This is a genomic window from Nonomuraea deserti (assembly GCF_004348685.1).
Classification (GTDB): domain Bacteria; phylum Actinomycetota; class Actinomycetes; order Streptosporangiales; family Streptosporangiaceae; genus Nonomuraea; species Nonomuraea deserti.
The window spans coordinates 1-23,311 of the sequence record NZ_SMKO01000170.1; the positions used below are offsets into that span (position 1 = coordinate 1).

20 protein-coding genes and 1 riboswitch are annotated in these 23,311 nt (G+C 71.3%); of the genes, 8 read left to right on the plus strand and 12 right to left on the minus strand.

Annotated elements, in window-relative coordinates; translation table 11 throughout:
* Nucleotides 1-127 precede the first annotated feature (127 nt).
* Nucleotides 128-898, minus strand: a complete 771-nt coding sequence (locus tag E1292_RS39005) for a DeoR/GlpR family DNA-binding transcription regulator (RefSeq protein WP_132603389.1) — start codon at nucleotides 896-898, stop codon at nucleotides 128-130.
* A gap of 184 nt (nucleotides 899-1,082) precedes the next feature.
* Between E1292_RS39005 and E1292_RS39010 the strand changes: the two genes are divergently transcribed.
* The 3 genes from E1292_RS39010 to E1292_RS39020 are packed head-to-tail and all read left to right on the plus strand — an operon-like array spanning nucleotide 1,083 to nucleotide 4,149.
* The gene (locus tag E1292_RS39010) at nucleotides 1,083-2,363 is read left to right on the plus strand and encodes an ABC transporter substrate-binding protein (protein ID WP_132603392.1); all 1,281 of its coding nucleotides are present in this window, start codon (nucleotides 1,083-1,085) and stop codon (nucleotides 2,361-2,363) included.
* The gene (locus tag E1292_RS39015; RefSeq protein ID WP_132603395.1) at nucleotides 2,363-3,235 is read left to right on the plus strand and encodes a carbohydrate ABC transporter permease; all 873 of its coding nucleotides are present in this window, start codon (nucleotides 2,363-2,365) and stop codon (nucleotides 3,233-3,235) included. Before E1292_RS39010 ends, E1292_RS39015 begins: the two co-directional genes overlap by 1 nt.
* Nucleotides 3,232-4,149: a carbohydrate ABC transporter permease gene (locus E1292_RS39020; protein WP_132603400.1), complete on the plus strand. Its 918-nt coding sequence runs from the start codon at nucleotides 3,232-3,234 to the stop codon at nucleotides 4,147-4,149. The genes E1292_RS39015 and E1292_RS39020 overlap by 4 nt, the downstream gene beginning before the upstream one ends.
* A gap of 20 nt (nucleotides 4,150-4,169) precedes the next feature.
* Here E1292_RS39020 and E1292_RS39025 read toward each other — a convergent pair whose 3' ends face one another.
* The 8 genes from E1292_RS39025 to E1292_RS39060 all read right to left on the minus strand — a co-directional run bounded on the left by E1292_RS39025 (nucleotide 4,170) and on the right by E1292_RS39060 (nucleotide 13,594).
* A complete protein-coding gene (locus tag E1292_RS39025; RefSeq protein ID WP_132603403.1) occupies nucleotides 4,170-5,303 on the minus strand; it encodes a glycosyltransferase family 4 protein in 1,134 nt (377 codons plus the stop codon).
* A complete protein-coding gene (locus E1292_RS39030; RefSeq protein ID WP_132603406.1) occupies nucleotides 5,270-6,754 on the minus strand; it encodes a M48 family metallopeptidase in 1,485 nt (494 codons plus the stop codon). Before E1292_RS39030 ends, E1292_RS39025 begins: the two co-directional genes overlap by 34 nt.
* Before the next feature lie 12 nt (nucleotides 6,755-6,766).
* A complete protein-coding gene (locus tag E1292_RS39035) occupies nucleotides 6,767-7,582 on the minus strand; it encodes a gluzincin family metallopeptidase (RefSeq protein ID WP_132603409.1) in 816 nt (271 codons plus the stop codon).
* A 115-nt stretch (nucleotides 7,583-7,697) separates the two neighbouring features.
* Complete coding sequence (locus tag E1292_RS39040) at nucleotides 7,698-8,222, minus strand: C40 family peptidase (protein ID WP_132603412.1); 525 nt, start codon at nucleotides 8,220-8,222, stop codon at nucleotides 7,698-7,700.
* 73 nt (nucleotides 8,223-8,295) lie between these two features.
* A riboswitch (cyclic di-AMP (ydaO/yuaA leader) is annotated at nucleotides 8,296-8,458 on the minus strand.
* A gap of 397 nt (nucleotides 8,459-8,855) precedes the next feature.
* On the minus strand, nucleotides 8,856-9,770 hold the full coding sequence (locus tag E1292_RS39045) for a C40 family peptidase (RefSeq protein ID WP_246090628.1): 915 nt from the start codon (nucleotides 9,768-9,770) through the stop codon (nucleotides 8,856-8,858).
* 146 nt (nucleotides 9,771-9,916) lie between these two features.
* Nucleotides 9,917-11,170, minus strand: a complete 1,254-nt coding sequence (locus tag E1292_RS39050) for an NYN domain-containing protein (RefSeq protein WP_246090629.1) — start codon at nucleotides 11,168-11,170, stop codon at nucleotides 9,917-9,919.
* Nucleotides 11,171-11,690: 520 nt separating this feature from the next.
* The gene (locus tag E1292_RS39055; RefSeq protein WP_132603418.1) at nucleotides 11,691-12,359 is read right to left on the minus strand and encodes a response regulator; all 669 of its coding nucleotides are present in this window, start codon (nucleotides 12,357-12,359) and stop codon (nucleotides 11,691-11,693) included.
* A complete protein-coding gene (locus E1292_RS39060; RefSeq protein WP_132603421.1) occupies nucleotides 12,356-13,594 on the minus strand; it encodes a sensor histidine kinase in 1,239 nt (412 codons plus the stop codon). Before E1292_RS39060 ends, E1292_RS39055 begins: the two co-directional genes overlap by 4 nt.
* Nucleotides 13,595-13,704: 110 nt before the next feature.
* Between E1292_RS39060 and E1292_RS39065 the strand changes: the two genes are divergently transcribed.
* Genes E1292_RS39065 through E1292_RS39075 form a run of 3 tightly spaced genes read left to right on the plus strand, consistent with a single transcriptional unit; the run spans nucleotide 13,705 to nucleotide 16,036 of the window.
* Nucleotides 13,705-13,932, plus strand: coding sequence for a hypothetical protein (locus E1292_RS39065; RefSeq protein WP_132603424.1), 228 nt, complete (start codon nucleotides 13,705-13,707; stop codon nucleotides 13,930-13,932).
* Between the two features lie 8 nt (nucleotides 13,933-13,940).
* Complete coding sequence (locus E1292_RS39070) at nucleotides 13,941-14,420, plus strand: PH domain-containing protein (RefSeq protein WP_132603448.1); 480 nt, start codon at nucleotides 13,941-13,943, stop codon at nucleotides 14,418-14,420.
* A gap of 26 nt (nucleotides 14,421-14,446) precedes the next feature.
* Nucleotides 14,447-16,036, plus strand: a complete 1,590-nt coding sequence (locus tag E1292_RS39075) for a PH domain-containing protein (RefSeq protein WP_132603427.1) — start codon at nucleotides 14,447-14,449, stop codon at nucleotides 16,034-16,036.
* Nucleotides 16,037-16,245: 209 nt separating this feature from the next.
* On the opposite strand, the gene E1292_RS39080 is transcribed toward E1292_RS39075, so the two are convergent.
* The 3 genes from E1292_RS39080 to E1292_RS39090 all read right to left on the minus strand — a co-directional run bounded on the left by E1292_RS39080 (nucleotide 16,246) and on the right by E1292_RS39090 (nucleotide 20,921).
* On the minus strand, nucleotides 16,246-17,895 hold the full coding sequence (locus E1292_RS39080; RefSeq protein ID WP_132603430.1) for a hypothetical protein: 1,650 nt from the start codon (nucleotides 17,893-17,895) through the stop codon (nucleotides 16,246-16,248).
* A 73-nt stretch (nucleotides 17,896-17,968) separates the two neighbouring features.
* Complete coding sequence (locus E1292_RS39085; protein WP_132603433.1) at nucleotides 17,969-19,423, minus strand: serine/threonine-protein kinase; 1,455 nt, start codon at nucleotides 19,421-19,423, stop codon at nucleotides 17,969-17,971.
* The gene (locus E1292_RS39090) at nucleotides 19,413-20,921 is read right to left on the minus strand and encodes a serine/threonine-protein kinase (RefSeq protein WP_132603436.1); all 1,509 of its coding nucleotides are present in this window, start codon (nucleotides 20,919-20,921) and stop codon (nucleotides 19,413-19,415) included. The genes E1292_RS39085 and E1292_RS39090 overlap by 11 nt, the downstream gene beginning before the upstream one ends.
* Before the next feature lie 157 nt (nucleotides 20,922-21,078).
* On the opposite strand from E1292_RS39090, the gene E1292_RS39095 reads away from it, so the two are divergent.
* The gene (locus tag E1292_RS39095; protein WP_132603439.1) at nucleotides 21,079-22,803 is read left to right on the plus strand and encodes a DEDD exonuclease domain-containing protein; all 1,725 of its coding nucleotides are present in this window, start codon (nucleotides 21,079-21,081) and stop codon (nucleotides 22,801-22,803) included.
* A 17-nt stretch (nucleotides 22,804-22,820) separates the two neighbouring features.
* A complete protein-coding gene (locus E1292_RS39100) occupies nucleotides 22,821-23,108 on the plus strand; it encodes an Lrp/AsnC family transcriptional regulator (protein WP_132603442.1) in 288 nt (95 codons plus the stop codon).
* Nucleotides 23,109-23,311: the final 203 nt, after the last annotated feature.

The window sequence follows — 23,311 nt, forward strand, 5'->3', positions numbered from 1 at the left end:
GACCACGACCCACACGATCACGGACATTCTGCGCTGGTCAGACTGGCGCCGCCGCCATCAGGCAACCGCCCGACACTGCCACTACCAGCGCAGATCCCAACCATGATCGCGATGTGTCACTGGAGTACTAGCCCGGCTCGGCGATGACCAGCTCCCCCACCTGCCCGGCCAGCGCCTCCCTGGCCGGGGCGGCGAGCCCGGCGTCGGAGATCACCATGTCGGCCTCGCCGAGCTGGGCGATGGTGCTGATGCCGACGGTGCCCCATTTGGTGTGGTCGGCGAGCACCACGAGCCGGCCGGCCGACCCGATCAGGGCGCGGTCCGTCTCGGCCTCCATCATGTTGGGAGTGGTGAAGCCCGCTCTGACGGTCATCCCGTGCACGCCGAGAAACAGCACGTCCACGTTGAGCTCGCGGATCGCCGCCACCGCCACGGGGCCGACGAGGGCGTCGGAGGGCGTGCGCACACCGCCGGTGAGCACGACCGTCTGGTCGGCCCGGCCGCAGCGCCGGAAGACCTCGGCGACGCGCACCGAGTCCGTCACGACGGTCAGGGCGGGGACGGCGGCCAGATGGTGCGCGAGCGTCCAGGTGGTGGTTCCCGCCGACAGGGCCACGGCGGTGCCGGGGCGGGCGAGGGCGGTGGCGCGGCGGGAGATGGCCTGCTTCTCCGCCTCCTGGCGCACTGACTTGGCGGCGAAGCCGGGCTCGTCCGTGGAGCCGATGACGGTGGCGCCGCCGTGCACCTTGGTCAGCAGGCCGCGCTCCGACAGCGACTCGAGGTCGCGTCTGATGGTGATGTCGGAGACGCCGAACACCCGCACCAGCTCGATCACCCTGACGCCGCCGTGCTGCCTGACCAGTTCGAGAATCGCCTGCTGACGCTGCGGAGCGAGCATCGCATCACCAGATCCCAACAGGTTCCGACACCATCCCGATCGCATCATGACACGGCGGCTGCGGCGTGGCTGCCGGGGATTCGTCATGAAACCGTGCGTTGACAGTCCGAAATGTTGGCTTTTCGATGAATGAAGATGCGCGAACTCGGGGGAATCTGAAGGGTCCGGCAAGGAGGAACCCACGATGGCCCAACAGCTGCCGATCTCCCGCCGTCATGTCCTGCTGGGCGCCGCCGCCGCGTTCGGCGTCCCTGCCGTGCTCACCGGGTGCGGCTCCGACGATCCCGGCCCCGCGTCCGGCGGCGGAGGGCTGGGCACGGTCACGATCGGCTCCAACGCCTCCGACGAGATCCCGAAGAAGACCCTCGAAACCGTGGTCGGCGGCTTCAAGCAGGCCACCACGAAGATCAACACTGTGGACCACAACACGTTCCAGGAGAACATCAACCGCTATCTCCGGGGCACGCCGGAGGACGTGTTCACCTGGTTCGCCGGCTACCGCATGCAGTTCTTCGCCGAGCAGGGGCTGGCCGTCGACATCTCCGACGTGTGGCGGGAGATCGGCGGCGACTACACGCAGGCGTTCAAGGACCAGTCGACCGGCACCGACGGCAAACAGTACTTCGTGCCGTTCACCTACTATCCGTGGGCGGTGTTCTACCGCAAGAGCCTCTGGCGGGAGAAGGGGTACGAGCCCCCGGCCACGCTCGACGAGCTGACCGCGCTGGCCAGGAAGATGCGGGCCGACGGGCTCATCCCGATCGCGTTCGCCGACAAGGACGGCTGGCCGGCGATGGGCACGTTCGACATCCTCAACATGCGCATGAACGGCTACGACTTCCACGTCTCGCTCATGGGCGGCAAGGAGTCGTGGACGGATCCGAGGGTCAGGCAGGTGTTCGACACCTGGCGCGGGCTGATGGAGTTCCACCAGCCGGCCGCGCTCGGCCGCACGTGGCAGGAGGCCGGGCAGTCGCTGGCGCAGAAGAAGACCGGAATGTACCTGCTCGGGATGTTCGTCGCCCAGCAGTTCCCGGAGGCCGACCGTGACGACCTCGACTTCTTCACCTTCCCCGAGATCAACCCCACCTACGGCACCGACTCGATCGACGCCCCCATCGACGGCTACATGATCTCCGCCAAGGCCAGGAACGTCGACGGCGCCAAGGCGCTGCTCAAGCACTTCGCCCAGGCCTCCTCGCAGAACGTCGCCACCAAGCTGGACCCCGGCGTGCTGGCCGCCAGCTCCGAGGCCGACACGTCCGGTTACAGCGCCCTGCAGAAGCGCGGCGCGGAACTCGTGTCGAAGGCCACGCACATCGCGCAGTTCCTCGACCGTGACACCCGGCCCGACTTCGCCTCGACCGTGATGATCCCGTCCCTGCAGTCGTTCGTCGGCGAACCGGACGAGATCGACTCCTTACTGGCGAGCATCGAGAAGCAGAAGGCCAACATCTTCCGCTGATGGCCGTCAAGACCCGTCGCTACTCCGCCCGCGACGTGACCATCCTGGTCATCGGGCTGGGGGTGGCCATCGTCGTCAACGTGGGGCTCGTCTGGGGTCCCACGCTGGCCTCCGTGGGGCTGTCCGGCACCGCCTGGAACGGCATCGGCCCCATCGAGTGGGTGGGCGGGCGTAACTACCACGACCTGGCCGCCGAATATCCGCCGTTCTGGTCGGCCGTCCGCAACAACGTGTTGTGGCTGGCCTTCCTCGGTCTGGTCGCGACGCCGTTCGGGCTGTTCTGCGCGGTGCTGCTGGACCGGCGGCTGCGGTTGTCGCGCGTCTACCAGAGCGCCCTCTACATGCCGGTGGTGCTGTCGCTGGCCGTGGTCGGCTTCATCGCGCAGCTCGTCTACTCCTCCGACTACGGCGTGCTGAACGCGGTGACCGGGCTCGGCGTGGACTGGCTCGGCGACAGCTCGATCAACATCTGGGTCGTCATGGTCGCCGCCGCGTGGCGGCACGTCGGGTACGTGATGATCATCTATCTTGCGGGTTTGAAGGCCGTCGACCCCGCGCTGAAGGAGGCGGCGGCGATCGACGGGGCCAGCGAGCGGCAGGCGTTCTTCCGCGTCGTCTTCCCGACGCTGCGGCCGATCAACGTGATCGTGCTGGTCATCACGGTGATCGAGGCGCTGCGGGCGTTCGACATCGTCTACGCCATCAACAAGGGCAGGAACGGGCTCGAACTGCTGTCGGTGCTGGTGACGGAGAACATCGTGGGCGAGGCCAGCCGGATCGGGTTCGGCTCGGCGATCGCGGTGATCCTGCTGGTGATCTCGCTGGCGTTCATCGTCACCTACCTGTCGCAGCTGTTCAGGGAGGAACGATGACGCTCACCGCCCCCGCCTCCGCTCCCCCGTCCCAGGCGCGCGGGCCCGCCGCGCGGCGTCCCGTGCGACCGCTGCGGATCCTGCTGCACACCTTCCTCGCGCTGGTGGCGCTGGGCTGGCTGCTGCCGCTCGCGCTGGCCGTGTACGCGTCGCTGCGGCCGTACGAGGAGACCGCCCGCCTGGGCTACTTCTCGCTGCCGGAAGATCTCACGCTCGACTACTACGCGGAGGCGTGGATCCAGGCCGAGCTGCCCCGCTACTACCTGAACACGCTGATCATCGTGATTCCCGGTGTGCTGATCACGTTGTTGCTGGCGTCGTTCACGGCGTTCGCCATCGCACGGCTGCGCATCCCCGGCCGCAAGGCGCTGCTGATCGTCTTCACCGCCGGCAACCTGCTGCCGCCGCAGGTGCTCATCACGCCGCTCTACACCCTCTACACGCTGATCCCGCTGCCCGCCTGGCTGTCGGACTCGCAGTCGCTCTACGACTCCTACCTGGGGCTGATCGTCATCCACGTGGCGTTCCAGTTCGGCTTCTGCGTCTTCGTGATGGCGAACTTCATGCGCACCATCCCCGAGGAGATCAGCGAGGCGGCGCTGGTGGACGGGGCCGGGGTGTGGAAACGTTACTGGCGGCTGACGTTGCCGCTGTGCCGGCCGGTGCTGGCGGCGCTGTCCACGCTGCAGTTCACGTGGATGTACAACGACTTCCTGTGGGCGCTGGTGCTGATGTCGTCGGGCGACAAGCTGCCCGTCACCTCGGCTCTGAACAACCTGCGCGGCCAGTTCTTCACCGACTACAACCTGCTGGCGGCCGGGTCGGTGCTGGTGGCGCTGCCGACGTTGATCGTCTTCCAGCTGCTGCACAAGCAGTTCGTGACCGGCCTGACGCTGGGGTCGACCAAAGGCTAGAAGGGCCTCAGAGAAGGGCCTCAGAGAAGGGCGTGGAATCGGGCGGCCACGTGGTCCCACGCCCATTCGCGGGCGATCCAGTCGCGGCCGACCGCACCCATCTTGCGCGCCTTGCCCGGGTCGCTCAGCAGTTCGACGAGGGCCCGCGCGATGTCGTCGACGTCCTCGCCGTCGACGACCAGCCCCGTCTCGCCGGGCCGCACAGCGTCGGTCGTGCCGCCGGACGCGCCCACGACCACCGGCAGCCCGGTCGCCGCCGCCTCCAGGAACACGATCCCGAGCCCTTCGACGTCCAGGCCCTCCCACCGGGTACGGCACGGCATCGCGAACACGTCGCCGGCGGCGTAGTAGCCGGGCAGGCCGGCCGCCGGCACCGCGCCGGTGAACCTGACCGACTCGTGCCCCGCCGCCAGCCGCTCCAGCGTCCTGCGGTGGGGCCCGTCGCCCACCAGCAGCAGGACCGCGTCCGGCACCGCGCGCAACACCTGGGGCCAGGCCCTGATGAGCTGGTCCTGGCCCTTGCGGGGCACCAGCCGCGACACGCACACCACCACCGGCCTGTCCTCCAGGCCCAGCTCGGCCCTGATGGACCGGCGGGCCGTGCCCGGGCGGTACTGGCCGGTGTCCACGCCGGGAACGAGGCGTACGAGCTTGGCCGGGGGGATGGCGGCGGCCAGGCGGGCTCGCGTGTACTCGCCCAGATACGTCACCACGTCGGCGTGCTCGCCGATCCTGCGCAGCACGGCGCGGAAGCCGGGCGCGCTCGCCCACGACGCCTCGTGGCCGTGGGTGAGCATCACCACGCGCCGCGCGCCCGCCGCGCGCAGGCGCGGCGCGAGCAGGCCGAGCGGCGCCGCCGCGCCGAACACGACGGTCCGCACGCGATGCTCGGCGACCAGCGCGGCCGCCCTGCGCGCGACGGCCGGGGCCGGGAGCATGAGCCGCGTGGGATGCCGCACGATCCGGTACGGCTGGCGCCGGTCGAAGTCCGCGCACCCCGGCCACGCGGGGGCGTAGACGGTCACGCCCGGCGTGCGCAGCGCGAGCCCGTGCACGAACGACTGGATGCCGCCCGGCCGGGGCGGGAAGTCGTTCGTGACGAAGAGCACGTCCGCATGGGTCACGGCACCGGGACGCCGTTCAGCTCGGCCCATGAGCGGGCCAGGGCGATGCGCTCGGGGCTGGAAGGATGGGAGGCATAGAGCACATATTCCACCGGATCCGGCGACAAGTCGGAAATATTGGTAATTGCCAGCCGTTTTTGCATGGCGATGAACGTGGCCGGATCCCGGGTGAGGTCGAGCGCGTGCACGTCGGCCCTCGCCTCGACGTGGCGGCTGATCACATTCTGGGCGGGGCCCATGATCAGCGAGCCCAGCGTCATCAGGCCCATGACCACGCCCACCGCGCGCGGATCGGCGATCGAGGTGACGCCGGCGCGCCGGCGTACCGCCCCGAACACGAGGAACAGCAGGACCGCGCCCAGCGCCGCCCCCATGGCGCCGACGAGCGTTCCGTAGAGCACGTCGTCGGCCTCGGCGTGACCCAGCTCATGGGCGACGACCAGCTCGACCTGGGGCTGCGGCGCCTTGAGCAGCGTGTCGTAGACGACGATCCTGCGGGTGGCGCCGAAGCCCGACACGTACGCGTTGAGCGCCGTCGTGCGCCGCGAGGCGTCGGCGACCAGCACGTCCTGCACCGGCACGCCGTCACGCTCGGCCATGTCCAGCAGATTGTCGCGCAGCGAGCCCTGCGGCATGGACGTGAAGTCGTTGAACAGCGGCTCGAACACCACCGGGTAGACGAACGACATCACCACGGTCAGCGCGCCCGCCCCCACGGCCGCCGGGATCCACCAGCGCCGCACCCTGCGGGCCAGCCCCACGAGGACGAGCAGCATGAGGCAGAGCAGGAAGGCCTCCACGCCGAGGCTCTTCAGCCGGTCGGCGGTCCAGCCCGCCCAGTCCTGGGTGGACAGGCCGTAGTCGCGCAGCAGCGTCTCGAACCAGACGCCGAGCGGCCACCTGACCGCCTCGACGATCGCGGTGAGCACCAGGACGCCGAGGACCACCCGTACCCACCAGGGGCCTTTCAGCCGGCCCAGCACCTTGGCCCCGAACGGAGTGGCCACGAGCAAGGCCGCGAAGGCCAGCGTGAGCGCCAGCCCGAGATAGCTCGGCAGGGACGTGGCCGCGTCGAACGCCCGCGCCCTGGCGATCTCGGCGGCGGTGAAGTCGCGCGCCGGGTCGGGCGGCCCCGCGGCCAGGACCCGCCACGGCGTGCTCAAGGCGGCCACGGCCAGGATCACCGCGGCGAGCACCGCCAGGACCACGGCGGCCTGCCGCCTGAACCGGCGCTCGGCCGCGTCGTGCGCCGGGTCATCCGCCGGGTCTCGCGCCGGGTCGTCCGTCGTCACGGGCACCCCATCACCCTGCCCCCGCTCGCGACGTCTCCACGCCCCCGCCGCGCCGGCGTCCGTCCGCGAGGGGTCCTCCGCCCTGACGGCGCCCGCGTGGACGCCGTCACCGGGCCCTGCGGCGGCCGCCTCGCCGCCGCCCGCCTCGGCCTCCTCGGAGGGGCCGTCCGCGTCCCGCCGTCCGCTCATCTTTCTCCCCACTCACGCGAGCTGCTCCCGCACGTACGCGCGCCACCGTGCCGTCAGCGTGGCCACGGAGAGCCCGAGCGCGGCGAGCGCCTCGTCGACGCCGGCCGCCTGCGCATCACGGTAGAGCCTCACCAGGCTCCTCTCACCGAAACGGCGGGAGAGGAACCGACACGCCAGCCAGGCCTCCTGGTACGCCAGCGCAAGGCGTCCGGGGTCAGGCCCGCCCACGGCGAACGCCTCGGGCCCCGGCAACGCGGCCGGCACCCGCCCGGCCCGCACCTCGGCCGCCAGCTCGGCGGCGGCCGTGCGCACGGGCAGCCCGGCGTCCCGGTAGGCGACGTAGTCGGCGAAGCCCTCGTAGAGCCAGACGGGCAGCCCGCCGGTGCCCGCGGCGACGTGCGTCAGCTCGTGGGTGAGGACGACGTCCTTGCCGGTGGAGGTGAGCCTGCCGAACGACTCGGGGACGACGATCACCCGGCCGCCGTCGGCCACCGCCGCCAGCCCGTCGAGGCGCTCCACACCGGCCAGCCGGGCCGCGTCCTGGGCGGAGCCGGGAAGGATGACCACGGGCCGCACCGGGCGGCCGAGCACGGCCGTGACCCGCAGCCCCGCCGAGTCGGCCCGGCGGGCGAGATCGCTGAGCGTGCCGGGCGCGGCGCGGTGGCCGGTGACGAGGGAACGTGCCCCGCGGGCGGTGGACTGGCCGTCCGGCCACAGGTCGCGGGCTTTCGCGGGGAAGACGGGCGATGCGGGGGCGGGGGCGTCGGCGGCGAGGCCGAGGAGGAGCAGCGCGGCCAGTGCGGCTCGTCGGCTCACCTGCTCGGACACGCTGCCGATCGTAGTGGGCCCGATCGAGGGGCCGGCCGTCCACGACGGGAGGGACGGACGTCCACGGGAGCCCGCCCGGGCCAGGAGGATCTCCTGGGACCCGGGCGGGGCTTCATCAGAGGCCGGGACGGACCGCGCCGACGAACGACGACTTGCGCCATCCGCCCAGCTTGTCGATGCGCACCCGTTCGCCTGTCCGCGGCGAATGGATCATCTTGCCCTTGCCGACGTACATGCCCACGTGGCCGAGCCCGTTGAAGAACATGAGGTCACCGGGCTTGAGGTTGCGCCAGGAGACCTTGTTCCTGATGCGGGCGAACTGGCTGCTCGCCACGCGCGGGAGTTTCACCCCGGCCTTGTTCCAGGCGTACTGGACGAGGCCGGAGCAGTCGAACGAACCAGGGCCTGTGGCGCCGTAACGGTACGGGTCACCGATCTGGTTCTTGGCCACGGCGATGGCCTTGCCGGCCTTGACCTTCTGCCGAGCGATCTTGGCCGCTCGCTTCCGAGCGGCCTTCGCCGACGTCGAGGTGGCGGCGACCGTGGCCGCCCTCACCGAGGAGACGCCGGCCGTATCGCTCGTCGTCGCCGCCTGAGCCGTGGGGGCATGGAGGACCATACCTCCGGCCGTCACGGTCATCGTGAGCACTACGCCACGCAGGGCAAAGCGGGACAGACGGGGGTTATGCAGGGAGGTAGACAGGATTTCTCCTTGGGTCTTCCACGAACGCCTACCGGGTTAGCTGTCGGATTCGGGCCTGGAAGTCGCCCTACGGCGCGATGGCGCGCCGATTCACCCCTGATCCCTGGGGAACTGGGATCGCTGGGTCCCCGGTTCCGTGCCTCCTGACTGCACGGATTCGGCAGGTCATCGCCCGACTCGGTGGTTGTGTCATTGGGGATGTCGCGGCGATGACCGGCGGATCTTCATCTGTCTTCACATCGGGAGGGACCGATGCGGGTTCGCGGCGCCATGGCTTGTGCACCGCGACGACGCCAGAAGCTACGCCGAACGGTCAAGGATCGGCAAAAGCGGAGTCAGGTTGTAAAGATCGACAAAGGCCTCAGTAAACTCCCGAACCCCTGCTGGAACACGAGCGTCGTTACCAAAAAGTGACCCTGCTCACACTTCACGACACACCGGTTTTGTCAGGGGCCAGATGTCGCGTTTGTCACATTCCGCCTAATATGCGCTGGACCCACGGTGATCAAAGAAGAGCAGAAAGTGATCGCACGGCGGCAACGATGGAGCGTCGTAGAAGGATGGGCCGGGTTACGGGCGGACGGCGCCCACGAGGCCGCGGCCGTAGGCGGAGAGGCTGACGACCTTGACCACGTCGCCCGTCTGCGGTGCATGGACGATCTTCCCGTTGCCCGCATAAATGCTGACGTGCCCCAGGCCCTCGCTGAAGATGAGATCCCCCGGCTGGAGCGCGTTCAGCGACACCTTGCGGTTGGCGCCCCACGCCCACTGCGCCCACGTGGTCCTGGGCAGCGACACGCCCGCGGCCCGCCATGACGCCTGGGTCAGCCCCGAGCAGTCGTAGCCGCCCGGCCCCGTCCCGCCGAACACGTACGGCTTGCCGACCTGCGCGAACGCGAACCGCAGCACCGCCGCGGCGTTCCCCGACGCGGGTCCCGTGTACTCGATGCCGGTGCTGTTCGGATCGCCGGTCTTGTAGGCGCCCAGCTTCTTCAGGAGCTTCTTCTGCTTGGCGATCAGGCCGAGGATCTCCTTGCGCTCCTTCTCGACCTCGCCACGGACCTCGTCGGCCGACCGCAGCGCGCCCTGCGCCTTGTCGCGCTCCTTCTTCAGGTCGCGGTTCTCCCGGTCGAACGCGGCCAGCTTCTCCGAACGTTCCTTGGCCATCTGCCCGGCCAGCGCCATCCCGGCCAGCCGTCCCTGCGGGTTGTCGGCGCCGACCAGCCCCGGCAGGGTGGTGGCGTAGCCGCCGGCCCGGTAGACGGTGGCGGCCATGTCGGCGATCTGGACGCGCAGGTCGGCGACCGTACGGAGCTTGCGCTTGTAGCTCTTGTTCAGCTTCGCGTAGGTGCCCTTGGCCTTCTTGTAGCGCTCGGTCGCCGTGTTGTAGCGGTCGACGACCTTGTCGGCCTTGTCGTTGAGCTTGTCAAGCTTGGCCTTGGCCTGCCCGATGGTCGGCTTCGGATCAGCGAGCGCCGCTCCCATGGGAGACACCACAAGCCCGAACGCGAGACCCACGGCCACCGGCACCCGGCCAAACCTCACTGCGTCGCCTCCCAGGGGATCTTTACTGGGGCGAAATAGTACAGAAGTGGCGGGTGGGCTCTCACCCAAACATACCAATTCGTAACTTAAGCCCGACCCAGGCGGCGCAGCAGCAAGCCAGACGGAACGGGTCTGGCTCCCATCCGCCTGACGGACTCGGCCACCTCACGATCCGACGACACCACGGCGATGGCGCGGCCGGGCGGCTCCGCGCGGACGAGCTGGCGGATCAGGTCGTCGGCGATCTCCCCGGGCGCGCTGAACAACACCCGCACCCCGCGCGGCGCCACGACCTGCACAGGGGCGTTGAGCTCCGCCCCGTCGAACACCGCGGTCACCTCGACCCTGGTCTGCGCCACCAGCCCGCCCAGCCCGGTCATCAGCCGGTTGCGCTGGTCGGCGAGGGTGAGCGTGCCGTAGCCGGTCTTGGTGACGTTGTAGCCGTCGATGATCAGGTGGATCTGCGGCAGCGCGAGGAGCTGGTCGAGGAGCTGCGGATCGTCGTCGGCGAGCGCCCGCGCGGGCACGCGCACACCCGGCCGCTCGCCGGTGACCGCGGCGACCGAATCGGCCGGCCGGCTGATCGTGGTGGGCAGGGCCAGCTCCCTGCGCAGCCCGGCCGACGCGTCCTGCAGCGCGTCGAGCAGCACCCTGATGCGGGTGTCCTCGATGCTCCTGCCCTCGCGCGCGGCCCGGCGCGAGGCTTCGAGCTGCTTCTCCACGTCGGACAGCCGCTCGCGCAGCCGCCGCAGCTCGGACTCCCCCGCGCTGCCCGCGGCCGAGGCGGCCGTCCTCGCCTCCTCGGCGGCATGCTCCATCTCCTCGGCCCGACGCACCGCGGCCTTGGCCCGCTCGCGGGCGTCGTGGAGCCTGCGGCGCAGGTCGGAGTTCTCCGCGCGGGCGGCCTTGACCTGCTCGCGCAGGCGGTCGGCCTCCGCCTTGGCGGCGCTCTTCTGCGCGGCGAGCTGCTCGCGCAACCGGGAGACGGCCTCCTCGCGCTCGGAGTCCTCGGCGGCCGCGAGCGACTGCTCCAGGTCGGAGCGGGCGGTCTCGATCATCTCAGCCCAGCCGGGCGGGCGGGTGAGATAGGCGGCGGCGGCCACCAGCACGGGATCGGCGGCGGGCGGCACATTGCCCTCGGCGAGCGCGGCGACCAGCTCAGGCCAGCCCGCGGTCACCGACTCGGCGACCAGCTCGCGGAACTTCTTGTCGTTCTCCAGCTGCGCCGCGATGGGCGCGCTGCCCAGCTTGGCCCGCTTGCGAGGGTCGAACTTGGCGATGCCCCGCAGCGGCGGCGGAATGGCGGCAGCGGGCATCGTGCCGAGGACTTGAGACGCCAAGTCGACGACATTGAGCCGCACCTGCTCGGGAAGCGGGCGAGACAGGCCTTCACCCGCTGAACTCATCCCACTTGTCCCTTCGTGACATGCCCTTTCAGACAAGGGTACGGCTGCCGCGTACCTGACCGTAACGGCCACTCCGATATGGACAAGCGCTTGGTGGGGAAGGCTCGGCCGCGCCGGTACGGGCGTCCACCAGGGAGGCGGACCGTGGCGGAGCAGTCTCGCACCGCCACTCGTGACCTCGGAGAACCGCGTCAACTCGGCACCCGACGGCTCTGCGGCAGGCCCGGCGACAGTGCCCTTGTCCGCTTCGCCGCCTCACCCGCGCGAAAAGCTGGGATTCCAGCGCCTCGGCCGTCCGAGCCCGGCCCTCCACCAGCCGTCCGAGCCCGGCCGTCCGAGCCCGGCCGTCCGAGCCCGGCCGCTCGGACCGGTGACTCACCGCGCCGCGATCGAGGGCCCGCCTGCGCGGCGACTCACCCCGGCACGAACGTGGCCTGCCGACGCGGTGGCCCGGCTACGAGCCCGCGTCGTAGACCAGCAGCGCGACCTGGACCCGGTTGTTGAGGTCGAGCTTGGTCAGGATCCGCGACACGTGCGCCTTGACCGTGGGCACGCTCATGAACAGCTCGCGCCCGATGTCGGCGTTCGACTTGCCCTGGCCCACGGCCGTCGCCACCTCCCGCTCCCGATCGCTGAGCCGGCCGAGCAGCCTCCTGGCGCGTTCCGTACGCTCGCCCGCCCCGCCGTCGGACACATGGGTGATGAGCTGCCGGGTGACCGCGGGCGACAGGATCGGCTCGCCCTCGGCCACCTTCCTGATCGCCCGCACCAGGTCGCCCGGCGCGATGTCCTTCAGCAGGAACCCGGCCGCCCCCGCCCGCAGCGCGCGCAGCACCTGCGCGTCGGCGTGGAACGTGGTCAGCACCACCACCTCGGGCGGCGTGGAGGTGCGGCGCAGCGCCTCGGTGGCGGTGAGCCCGTCGACGCCCGGCATGCGGATGTCCATCAGCACCACGTCGGGCCGGTGCTCGGCCACCATGGGCGGCACCTCGGAGCCGTCGCCCGCCTCGCCGACGATCTCGATGTCGCCGGCGCCGCCGAGGATCATCGACAGCCCGGCCCGCACCATCGCGTCGTCGTCGACGATCAGCAGCCTGATCGGCGAGCCGGCCTGAGCGGTCATGCGTCCTCCCGAGTCGTCTTCACCGGCCACGGCAGCCAGGCGCGTACCAGGAACTCGCCCTCCGGCGTCGCGCCGTGCTCCAGCCTGCCGCCCGCCAGCTCGGCGCGTTCCGTCAGCCCGATGAGCCCGGCACCCGCGCCGGGGATGCGCAGGCCGTGGCGGACCCGCAGCGGGTTGCGCACCTCCACCGACACCCCTTTGCCTCGTTTGCCCGCCACGGTGACGGCCACGGGCGCGCCGCCCGCGTGCTTGCGGGCGTTGGTGAGCGCCTCCTGGACGATGCGGTAGAGGTTACGGCCCACCCCTTCCGGCGCATCCTCCACCCCGAGGGTCAGCCGCACGTCCATGCCCGCCTGGCGGCATTCCTCGGCCAGATGGGGCAGATCGGCCAGCGTGGGCTGCGGGCGCTCCGGCACCGGTTCGGCCTCTTCGTCCTCCTCGCCCGGCCTGGCGGCGCGCAGCACGCCGATCACCTCGCGCAAGTCCTGCAGCGCCAGGTGGGCGTTGTTCCTGATGGCGCCGGCCGCCCTGGCGATCTCCTCGGTGGGCGCGTCCGGCCGGAACTCCAGCGCGCCCGCGTGCAGGCTGAGCATCGAGATGCGGTGGGCGAGCACGTCGTGCATCTCCCTGGCGATGCGCTCGCGTTCGCTCCGCCTGGCCTCTTCCGCGGCCCCCTCGGCCTGCTGCCTGAGCGACCAGATGACCTGCCGCCTGGCCCTGACCACGATGCCCCACGCGAACACGGTCAGCACGATCGCCACCCCGAGCGCCGCCGTCCAGTTCCGGTCGAGCTCGGACTGCGGCCGTAGCCAGACATAGGGCGCCAGCGTGACGAGGGAGAACAGCGCGACAGGCCCGGAGATCCTGAACGGCCGGTGCACCGCCACCGTGAACAGCGCCACGATGGAGGCCCCGCCGGGCAACTCCAGGTAGGACGAGAGCAGCGTCGTCACCACGGCCAGGCCGACCGGCCATCTGCGCCGCAACCACACCGCCGCGCACGACAGCGCCCCCATGATTTGCTCGATCGCCCGCAGCGGCGCCGGCTCGTCCTGGATCTCCGTCATGGACAGCAACGTCAGGCCGCAGGCCAGCAGGAACATGAGGGTGTCGACGATCCAGTCGCGCGTCGAGCGGCGCACGCGCCTGCCGTCGCGGGCGTCCCCGAGCAGCACCGACGGCAGCGCCCACCGATATTCGTGGGCGGGAGCGCCGTCCTCCTGGTGTGCCGTCACGTACACCGAGGTTAGGCCCTGCCGACGGCGTGGCGACAGCGACCAAAGTCGATGCCGGCCGAGACCTACGGCCGACGCGGGCCGCGCGGCCGCGCGGCGAGGCTGGAGCCATGCAAGCGGTTCTGACGATCTCGGGGTGGCTGCTGCTCCTGCAGGGCGTGGGCGGCCTGATCAACGCTCTGTTCGGATGGTGGCGGTGGGCGCACGACCTGCTCGTGGTCAACCTGCTGCCGGTCCTCAAGGGATATGAGGTGTTCGCGGCCATCGTGGTCGGGGTGCTCGGCCTCGTGCTGCTGGCCGCTGCCGACGCGATGAAGAAGACGGAGGAGGAGAAGTGAGCGCGACCATGCTCAGACCGCCGCGCAACCAGGCCGATCCGCGGGTGATCCCGTGGTGGACGGTGCAGTGGCTGCTCCTCATGGCGCCGCTTGCCGTCGCGGCCGTGGCGGCGTACTGGATCTTCACCGAGCGGCCGCTCTGGCTGGGCGCGGCGGTCGCCGCGTTCGCGGTGGCGTGCGTGGTGCTGGCGCTGGTGGCGCCGCGGGCGTACTACCGGGTGGAGCGGTGGGAGGTCACCGGCGAGGCCGTCTACACGCGCAAGGGATGGCTGACGCACACCTGGCGGGTGGCGCCGATGTCGCGGATCCAACGGGTCGACACCGCGCGGGGGCCGGTGCAGCGGCTGTTCGGTCTGGCCGACGTCACGGTGACCACCGCCTCGTCGGCGGGCGCCGTCAAGATCGAGGGCCTGGACCATGAGGTGGCCGCCGAGCTGGCCGAACGCCTGACAGCCATCACGCAGGCGACGCCAGGGGACGCGACTTGAACGCGCCCGGGCTGCGGAGGCAGGACATGAGCGAACCGGATGCAGGGAACCTGCCGGCACACCACCGCGACCGGCAGGGACCCGCGCTGGACGCGCAGTCGGGCTGGCGGCGGCTGGCGGGACGGAGCCTGTGGGTCTCGGGCGCCAAGTCACTGGCGCTCGTGGCCGGCGCGGTGGCCGGGCTGACCCGCTTCCTGCTGGGCCAGGACTGGCGGGCCGGCGGGATCATCGCGGCCTGCGCGGGCGCCGCGGTGCTGATCGTGGCCGCCGTGCTGGCCTACGACCTGGCCAGGCTGCGTACGACCCGCTGGCGGCTCACCCCCGAGCGTCTCGAGCTGCGCTCCGGCCTCACCACGCGCCAGCACCGCTCGATCCCCCGGGACCGGGTGCGCAGCGTGGACCTCAGGGCCGATCCGATCCTCCGGATCTTCGGCCTGACCGTGGTCAAGGTGGGCACCGGCGAGCACGCGGGCGACCACACCGAGCTGACGCTCGACCCGCTGGCCAGGAACGACGCCGAGACGCTGCGCCGTACCCTGCTGCACCAGGACGAGGAGCGGGAGGCGCGGGACGGGCCGCTGGCCGAGCTGCGCTGGTCGTGGATCAGGTACGCGCCGTTGTCGGTGTGGACGTTCACGGCGTCCGCGCTGGTACTCGGCGCGCTCTACAAGCCGCTCAACGCGATCGGGCTCAAGTCGGTCACCAGCAGGGCGGCGAGCGACCTGTGGGGCTGGATCGTCGAGCAGCCGCTGACGGCGGTCCCGCTGCTGCTGGCGGTCAACCTGACCGTCGGCGCGCTCGGCGCGACGCTGCTGTTCGCCGAGTCGTGGGGTCGCTACCGGCTGGAGCACGAGCCCGGCCGGCTCAGGCTGCGACGCGGGCTGCTGACCACCAGGTCGCTGACCCTGGAGGTGCGCCGGCTGCGCGGCGTGGAGATCAGCGAGCCGCTGCTGCTGCGGCTGGGCGGCGGCGCCCGCGTCAAGACCGTCGCCACGGGGCTGGGCGAGAAGGCAAAGAACGAGACCGAGGACGCCGCCGCGCTCGCCCCGCCACTCCCCCGTGACCTGGCCTGGCGGCTCGCCGCCGAGGTCGCGTCGGCCGGTGTGCCGGGGTCGCGCGTCCTCTCCGGCGGTACCGCGCTGATCCCGCATCCCCGGGCGGCGAGGCGCCGGCGCGTCGTACGAGCTTCGCTGGCGACCGCGCTCCTGGCCGCCGCGGCGGGGGTCGCGTCCTCGCTGGCGCCGTGGCCGTGGGTGCGCGCCTGGGTGTGGCTGATCCCCGTCGTGGTGCCGGCCGCCGGGATGTGGGGCGCGGTCGAGGGCGCCAGGAACCTCGGGCACGCGCTGGGCGCCCGGCACCTGGTGAGCCGGAAGGGGGCGGTCGTGCGGCAGACGGTCGCGCTCGACCGCAAGGGCATCTCGGGATGGACGATCACCGAGTCGTACTTCCAGCGGCGCTCGGGGCTGCTGACCGTCTCCGCCACCACCTCCGCCGGCCGGGGGCACTACGAGGTGGTGGACGTCGGTCACGAAACCGGCCTGGAACTGGCCTCCCGCGCCGTGCCCGGCCTGCTGGAGCCGTTCCTCGTCAGGGGGAAGACGGTGGCAAAGCAATGAGCCGCGTGATCCCCCATGGCTTGCCCATGCCCCTGTACTGGACAAACGTGATCGCGCGGCTCAAGTGCTTGCGGTCTTAACCGTATTTGTCACGCTTGCAGCCGGGTTGCAGGCTCTTTAACCGTTGATGCGGACCGCCGGTCAGGAGAACACGACGACGCCGCCCCGCCCCCTCCTGACGGCGGGGGGCGGGGCGGCGTCGCGTGAGGTCAGCTGCCCTTGGGCTGCTTGGTCAGCGTGGCCATGTAGGACTTGGCCAGGGTGAGCGCGCCGTCCATGGCCTCCTTCTCCGGCATGAACTCGACCTCGGACGAGTTCGTCGCCTCGCCCTCCGGCCGCTGGTGGCCCGAGTAGTCGACCCTGACCACCATGGCGCCCTGGCGGATGGTCACGGTGGCGCTCGAGGCCGAGACGTCGCCCCGCCTGGTCTCCACGTACTGCCGGTAGGCCTGTTCGCCGAGCCCGCCGACCTCGGCCAGCTTGCCCCACTTGATGCCTCCGAGCGACGAGTCCGCGGTGCTCTTGTCGCCGCCGTACTCGCTGACGTAGTACGCCGTCGCGCCGGGCGGGTCGACCGCGCCGGCCCGGTTGGTGAAACGGTGCACGGTGATCAGCGCGCTGCGGATCTTCTTGGTGCCATCCCCGCCGGGCAGGTCCAGGTTGAGCCAGCGGCACTCGGTCTGGTTGTCGCCCCCGACCGTGGTGCCGCGGGCGCGGGTGGTGGGCTCGGGCACGAGCTTCGTGGCCACCTCCGTCACGGCGGAGCAGTCGGCGGGGAAGACGGTCAGCACGCTCGGCGAGGGCGTCGGGGTGGCGCTCGGCGACACCGTCGCCTCCGACGACTCCGCCTGGGCCAGCACGTCGGGATGCTGCGCCTGCCAGGCCGCCACGCCCTTCGCGAAGTGGCCGGCCAGCTTGGAGACCTCGCGGATCGCGTTCGCCTCGGTGATCGACTGGGTGGTCTCGTTCGACAGGATCTGGGCGTCCTTGCGCTGCTGGCTCGCCTGGTATTTGACCTCGATCGTCATGTCGCCGACGCGGGCGTAGGCCTTGCCGAAGGAGTACCACAGCAGCTTGCCGTCGCGGCGCCAGGTGTACTGGGCGAACGCGCTGTCGCCGACGCCCTCGATGTCCTTCACCGGCGAGGTGTAACTCTTCTCACCCGGCTTGACGGACGGGGTGGCGGTCTCGCCGTACTTGCCGCCGCGGTAGTCGACCTCGTAGGAGTTCTGGGCCATCGCCCTGCCGGTCTTGGTGCCCTCGCCCTTGTGCTGTTCGATCCGGACGTCGATCTCCCTGCTGCGCCAGAACTCGCCGTACGAGATGCGCTGGTTCTGCCAGTTGCAGCTGAAGCTGACCGTGTAGTGGCCGTCCTTGGACCTCTTGGCGATGGTCGCGTCGGGGACGAGCCGGTCGGCCTCGTCCTCGGGCAGCATCGCGCACACGTCGGGCGCCGTCGCGGCGGCGGCCGTGGTGGCGGTCGGTTGCGCCGACCCGCCGCCCGTCGTGTCGCCCGTCGTGTCTCCCGGCTGCGCGAACGGCGGCGTGGAGGTGCCCGCGACCTTGCCGTAGACGAAGTAGGCTCCGACGCCGCCCGCCGCGACCAGCACGACGAGGGCGGCGGCCAGCGTGGGCAGCAGCCAGGCGGGCCGCCGCGGGCGCTGCGGCGGCGGCATCGACGGTGTCGGCGGTGTCGGCGGCGTCGGCGGCATGGCGGGAGGCAGGTACGGTGGCGTGTTCTGTGGCGCGCCGGACGGCATGTTGGGCGGCATGTTGGGCGGCATGTTGGGCGGCTCGAACTGCCTGCCTGGCACCTGGTAAGGGCTGGTAGGCGGCTCGTGCTCGCTACCGGGGTTCACACGGACTCCTGGGGTTGCCTTGACGTGCGGGGGTACATGGTAGTCACACCCCTTGCGAGAGGCTTGCGGGCGTTCACTTCGCCAGCGCCGCAGAGACCAGGCGGGCCGCGGCGACGGCCGGCTCCTTGTCCGCGGGGTCGGAGGACGGCACGTCGTCACGATGCCAGACCACCTCGCCCAGCAGGTTGCTCATCCGGAAGAGGATGACGCTGTCGGACGAGCCCTTCTTGTTGCTGTTGAGGTGGAACTTGAACTTGTTCTGCATGATCGCCGCCTCCCCTACGCCCTTGACCTCGCTGACCGCGCCGCGCACCTCGCGAATGTGCCTGCCCTTGGAGGCGGTGCGGGTGGTCCTCTCGCTGTCGAAGCGGCGCTGCGCGACCTGCGGCCCGCCGAGATCGGCGCCCGGCTTCTCCGCCCAGGCGCGCACGATGAGCCGGCGGCCCGCCGCGCCGTCGCGGACGAGCCACTGGCACTCCCCCGGCCTGCTGCGCATGCGCTCAGGCTCGCCCTTCACCAGCTCGCCGGCCTGGGCGCCGGTGATCAGCGTGCACGGGTCGGGTGCCGTGGCGAACCTGCCGGTCTCCGGCCCGTCGACGAGCGCGCCGGCGGCGTACCAGCCGCCCGCGCCCAGGACCACGACGGCCGCGACCGCCGCGGGCAGCAGCCGGCGGCGGGACCCCGCTCCCGCCCGCTTGTCATGAGCGCCCGTGGTGACGCCGGTCAGGCCGCGCAGCGCGTGGCGCACCTGGGCGGCCGTGGGCCTGGCCGCCGGGTCCTTCGCGAGCATGGCCATCAGCAGGCCGCCGAGCTCCCGCCCGGCCCTGGCGGGGAACGGCGGCTCGTGCAGCAGCACCGCCGCCGCGACCGCCGCGGACAGCTGCCGCTCGAACGGCGCCCTGCCCTCCACGGCCGTGTAGAGGCTGGCGCCGAGCGACCACAGGTCGGAGGCGGGGCCGGAGGGCTGCTCGTTGAGCCGCTCGGGCGCCATGTAGCCGGGCGAGCCCGCACTGCCGAACCTGTCGGCGTGCCCGCCCATCGGCGCGGCGATGCCGAAGTCGGTCAGCATGGCAGATCCGTCGGCGTCGAGCAGGATGTTGGCCGGCTTGACGTCCTGGTGCACCATGCCGTGCGCGTGGGCCACCTCCAGCGCGGACAGGACGCGCAGCCCGATCTCGGCGACGTACGCGGCGGGCAGCGGCCCCCGCTCCTTGATCACCTTGTCGAGCGAGCGGCCGGTGACCAGGTCCATGATGATCCACGGCTGGTCGCCCTCCAGGACGACGTCGTGCACGAGCACGATCGCCGGGTCGCGCAGGCGTCCAGCAGACCTCGCCTCGTGGATGGCCAGGTTGGCGAAGTCCGCCCGCTGGCCCGGGGTCAGCCCGTCGGGCACGCGTACCTGCTTGACCGCGACCTGCCGGTCGAGCACCTCGTCGATGGCGCGCCACACCGTGCCCGCGCCGCCCTGCCCGAGCCGCTCGATCAGCCGGTAGCGGCCCGCCAGCAGGTAGAGGTCACCCGGCATCGCGCAACGCCTGTTCGCTCGCCTGCGCCACCCTCAGCGCCGTCTGCCTGACGTCGTCGTCGGTCGGCCTGTTGGCCAGCGTGGAGTATTCGACGCTCACCACGAGGTTGGCCAGCCGGTAGTAGACGTGGGCGGTGTGCACGCGGCCGGTGGGGCCCTTCAGCTCGAAGGCGAAGGCCTCCTCACCCACGCCGCCGACCGGGCGCACCGGGGTGCGCGTGGCCTTCCTGGAGTCCTTCACGCCGATCTCGGGCCACGTCCAGGTGACCTCGTTGTATCTGGCCCAGTAGCGCTTCTGGTTCTGGAACAGCCTGCGGGCGGAATCATCGGTCATCGACCAGGGATCGACGGTGTCGGAGTCCTTCTGCACCTGCAGGCCCACGCCGCTGCCCGCGAGCGGCCAGCCGCACTTGGGGCCCGTCTCGTCGGCGTCGGGGCGTCCCTTGGGCGGGCTCTGCGTACGCAGCACGCTGCCGATCTCCTGGGAGCTGAGCAGGGTGCACACGTCCATGGGCACCGTGAACGCCGACGGCACGCCGTCGTCCTCCCCCCGCAGGAAGAAGAAGGCCGTGGTGCCCGCGGCGACCACGAGCACCGCCGCGGCGGCGATGGCGATCCAGCGTGCCGCGCCGCCGCGCCGCCGCGCCCTGGTCGGCGCGGTCACGGTCTGGGTGACCGGCAACTGCGGCGCCGCCCCGCCCGCGGCGACCTGGCGCAGCGCCTCCCCGGCCGTACGAGCGTCGGGCCGCGCCGCGGGGTGGTGCGCCATCATGGCGGCCAGCAGCGGCCCCAGCGGGCCCGGCGCGATCGGGACCGGCTCCATCAGCGTGGCCCGCACCCGCTGGGCCGCCGAGCCGGAGTAGGCGGACCCGCCCGTCACCGCGACGTAGAGAGAGGCGCCGAGCGACCACAGGTCGCTGGCGGGGCCACCGGGCTGGCCCTCGAGGCGCTCGGGCGCGATGAACCCGGGGGAGCCGATCATGAGCCCCTGCTCGGTGAGGGTGGCCTGGCCCTCCTGCCTGGCGATGCCGAAGTCGGTGAGCACGACCCTGCCGCTGTCGGTCAGGAACACGTTGCCCGGCTTGACGTCGCGGTGCTGGACCCCCTGGGCGTGCGCCATGCCCAGCGCGTCGAGCACGTCGGCGCCGATGCGCGCGGCGTAGTCGGGAGGCATGGGCCCGAACTCGCGCACGGTCTCGGCGAGGGTACGCCCGCGCAGCAGCTCCATGACCAGCCACGGCCGCTCGTTCTCGACGACCACGTCGTGCAGCGCCACGATGCCGGGGTGGCGCAGCCGCGCGGTGGCCTGCGCCTCGCGCACGGCCCTGGTGATCGAGTGGGACCGTTCCTTGGGTGACATGCCCTCGGGCAGCGTGAGCTCCTTGACCGCGACCTCGCGGTCAAGCATCTCGTCCCTGGCCTGCCACACTTTCCCCATGCCGCCCGCGCCCAGCGGGCGCAGCAGGGAGTAGCGGCCGGCAAGTCTTCCCGCGGACATAAAGGGAAGGGTAACTACATATGGGAGTTCTGCTGAACAGATTCGCGCTTCGGGGCCTGGCCGCCCGGTGACAACATCGCCCCTTCGGTGACCTGTTCCGGTGATCGCGGGTGCCGGTCGTGGTTCCTGTCGGTCGGCCTCTCTATGGTCTTGGTTCGTGGATCCGGTTCAAGGCACTCTCGACGAGCTCGGCACCCCGCTGAGTGACGTCACGTTCGTCGTGTTCGACCTCGAGACGACGGGGGGTGCCCCCGCCGAGGACGCCATCACCGAGATCGGCGCGGTCAAGGTGCGGGCGGGCGAGGTGCTCGGCGAGTTCTCCACGCTGGTCGATCCGGGCGGCCCCATACCGCCGTTCATCTCCGTGCTGACCGGCATCACCGACGCCATGGTCATGGCCGCGCCGCGGATCGACGCGGTGCTGCCGAGCTTTCTCGAGTTCATCCGCGGCGCCACGCTGGTGGCCCACAACGCCGGTTTCGACACCCGCTTCGTCAAGGCCGCCTGCGCCTCGCTCGGCTATCCCCCGCCGGTCAACCCGGTCGTCGACACCGTCGACCTGGCGCGGCGCGTGCTGACCCGCGACGAGACGCCCAACGCCAAGCTGTCCACGCTGGCCAGGTTCTTCCGCAGCTCCACCGAGCCGTGCCACCGCGCCCTGCAGGACGCCAGGGCCACCGTCGACGTGCTGCACGGGCTGATCGAGCGGGCCGGTTCGTTCCAGGTCCACACGCTGGAGGAGCTCAAGTCGTTCGTCCGCGCCCCGACCCCGGAGCAGCAGCGCAAGCGCCACCTGGGCGAGTCCGTCCCCCACGCCCCCGGCGTCTACCTGTTCGAGGACGAGCGCGGCGAGGTCCTCTACATCGGCAAGAGCACCAACCTGCGCAACCGCGTGCGCTCCTACTTCACGGCGAGCGAGACCCGCCCGCGCATCCGCGAGATGATCGGCATCGCCGAGCGGGTGCGCCACATCGTCTGCGCGACCGCCCTGGAGGCGGAGGTCAGGGAGCTGCGCCTGATCGGCGGCGCCAAACCGCGCTACAACCGCCGTTCCCGCTTCCCCGAGAAGGTGGTCTGGCTCAAGCTCACCACCGACCTGTTCCCGCGCCTGTCGATCGTGCGCGAGCTCAAGGACGACGGCGCCACCTATCTGGGCCCGTTCGGCAGCTCCCGTCTGGCCGACGACGCCCGCATCGCCCTGCACGAGGCGGTTCCCCTGCGCCAGTGCACGCAGCCGATCACGCTGCGCACCCGGCGGGCGGCCTGCGTGCTGCACGAGATGGGCCGCTGCGGCGCCCCGTGCGAGGGGAAGACCAGCCAGGAGGAATACGCGGTGCACGCCGAGAGCGCCCGCCGCGCGATGACGCTCGACGCCTCGCCGGTCTTCTCCGCCGTGTCGGCCCGCATGGAGCGTCTGTCGGTGGAGCAGCGCTACGAGGAGGCCTCCATCGACCGCGACCGGCTGGCGGCGTTCGTCCGTGCGGCGGCCCGCATGCAGCGGCTGAGCGCCATCACTCGCATCCCCCAGTTAGTGGCCGCCAGCCCCGCCTTCGGCGGCGGCTGGGACATCCACGTGATCCGCTACGGCCGGCTGGCGGCGGCGGGCGTCATGCCGAAGGGCGCCCATCCGACCCCTTTCGTCGCTTCCCTGACGGCCGCCGCCGAGTCCGTCATCCCTGGGCCCGGGCCCGTCCACGCCGCCAGCGCCGAGGAGACCGAGTGCATCCTGCGCTGGCTGGAGTCGCCGGGGGTGCGGCTGGTGGAGGTCGACGGCGAGTGGAGCCTGCCCGCCCAGGGGGCCGCCCGGCACAAGGCGCGCATCGATCTCGCGTACCAGCGACCTGATCGTCCGCGCCCTCGGGAGGGGCGGCCTATGAGGTGAAACGATAGAGTTGGTGCATGGTCACGGCTATTGTCCACATCAAAGCAGAGGTAGACCGGATCCCGGAGGTCGCCCAGACGATCGCCGAGATCCAAGGGGTCAGCGAGGTCTACTCCATCACCGGCGAATACGACCTGCTCGCCATGGTCAGGGTCTCCGCCTACGAGGAGATCGCGGAGGTCGTACCCGGGCGGATCAACAAGGTCTCAGGTGTCCTGCACACCGAGACGCACATCGCCTTCCGCGCCTACTCCAAGCACGACCTCGAAGCGGCCTTCTCCATCGGCTTCCCCGAAGCCGACTGACCCCCATACGCCGCGCACTCCCTGACACCCCCGCCCCGGCGCCTCCACCGCCCCAGCGTTCACCGCGCCGCCTAGGAGCTGGCACCGCCTCACTCAGGGCCGCCGCCCCGCTTTGGAGCGCTCACCCCAGCGCCTTCGCCGCCTCGCCCGCCGTTCACCGCGCCACCTGGGAACTCGCACCGCCCCACCCAGCACCACCGCCC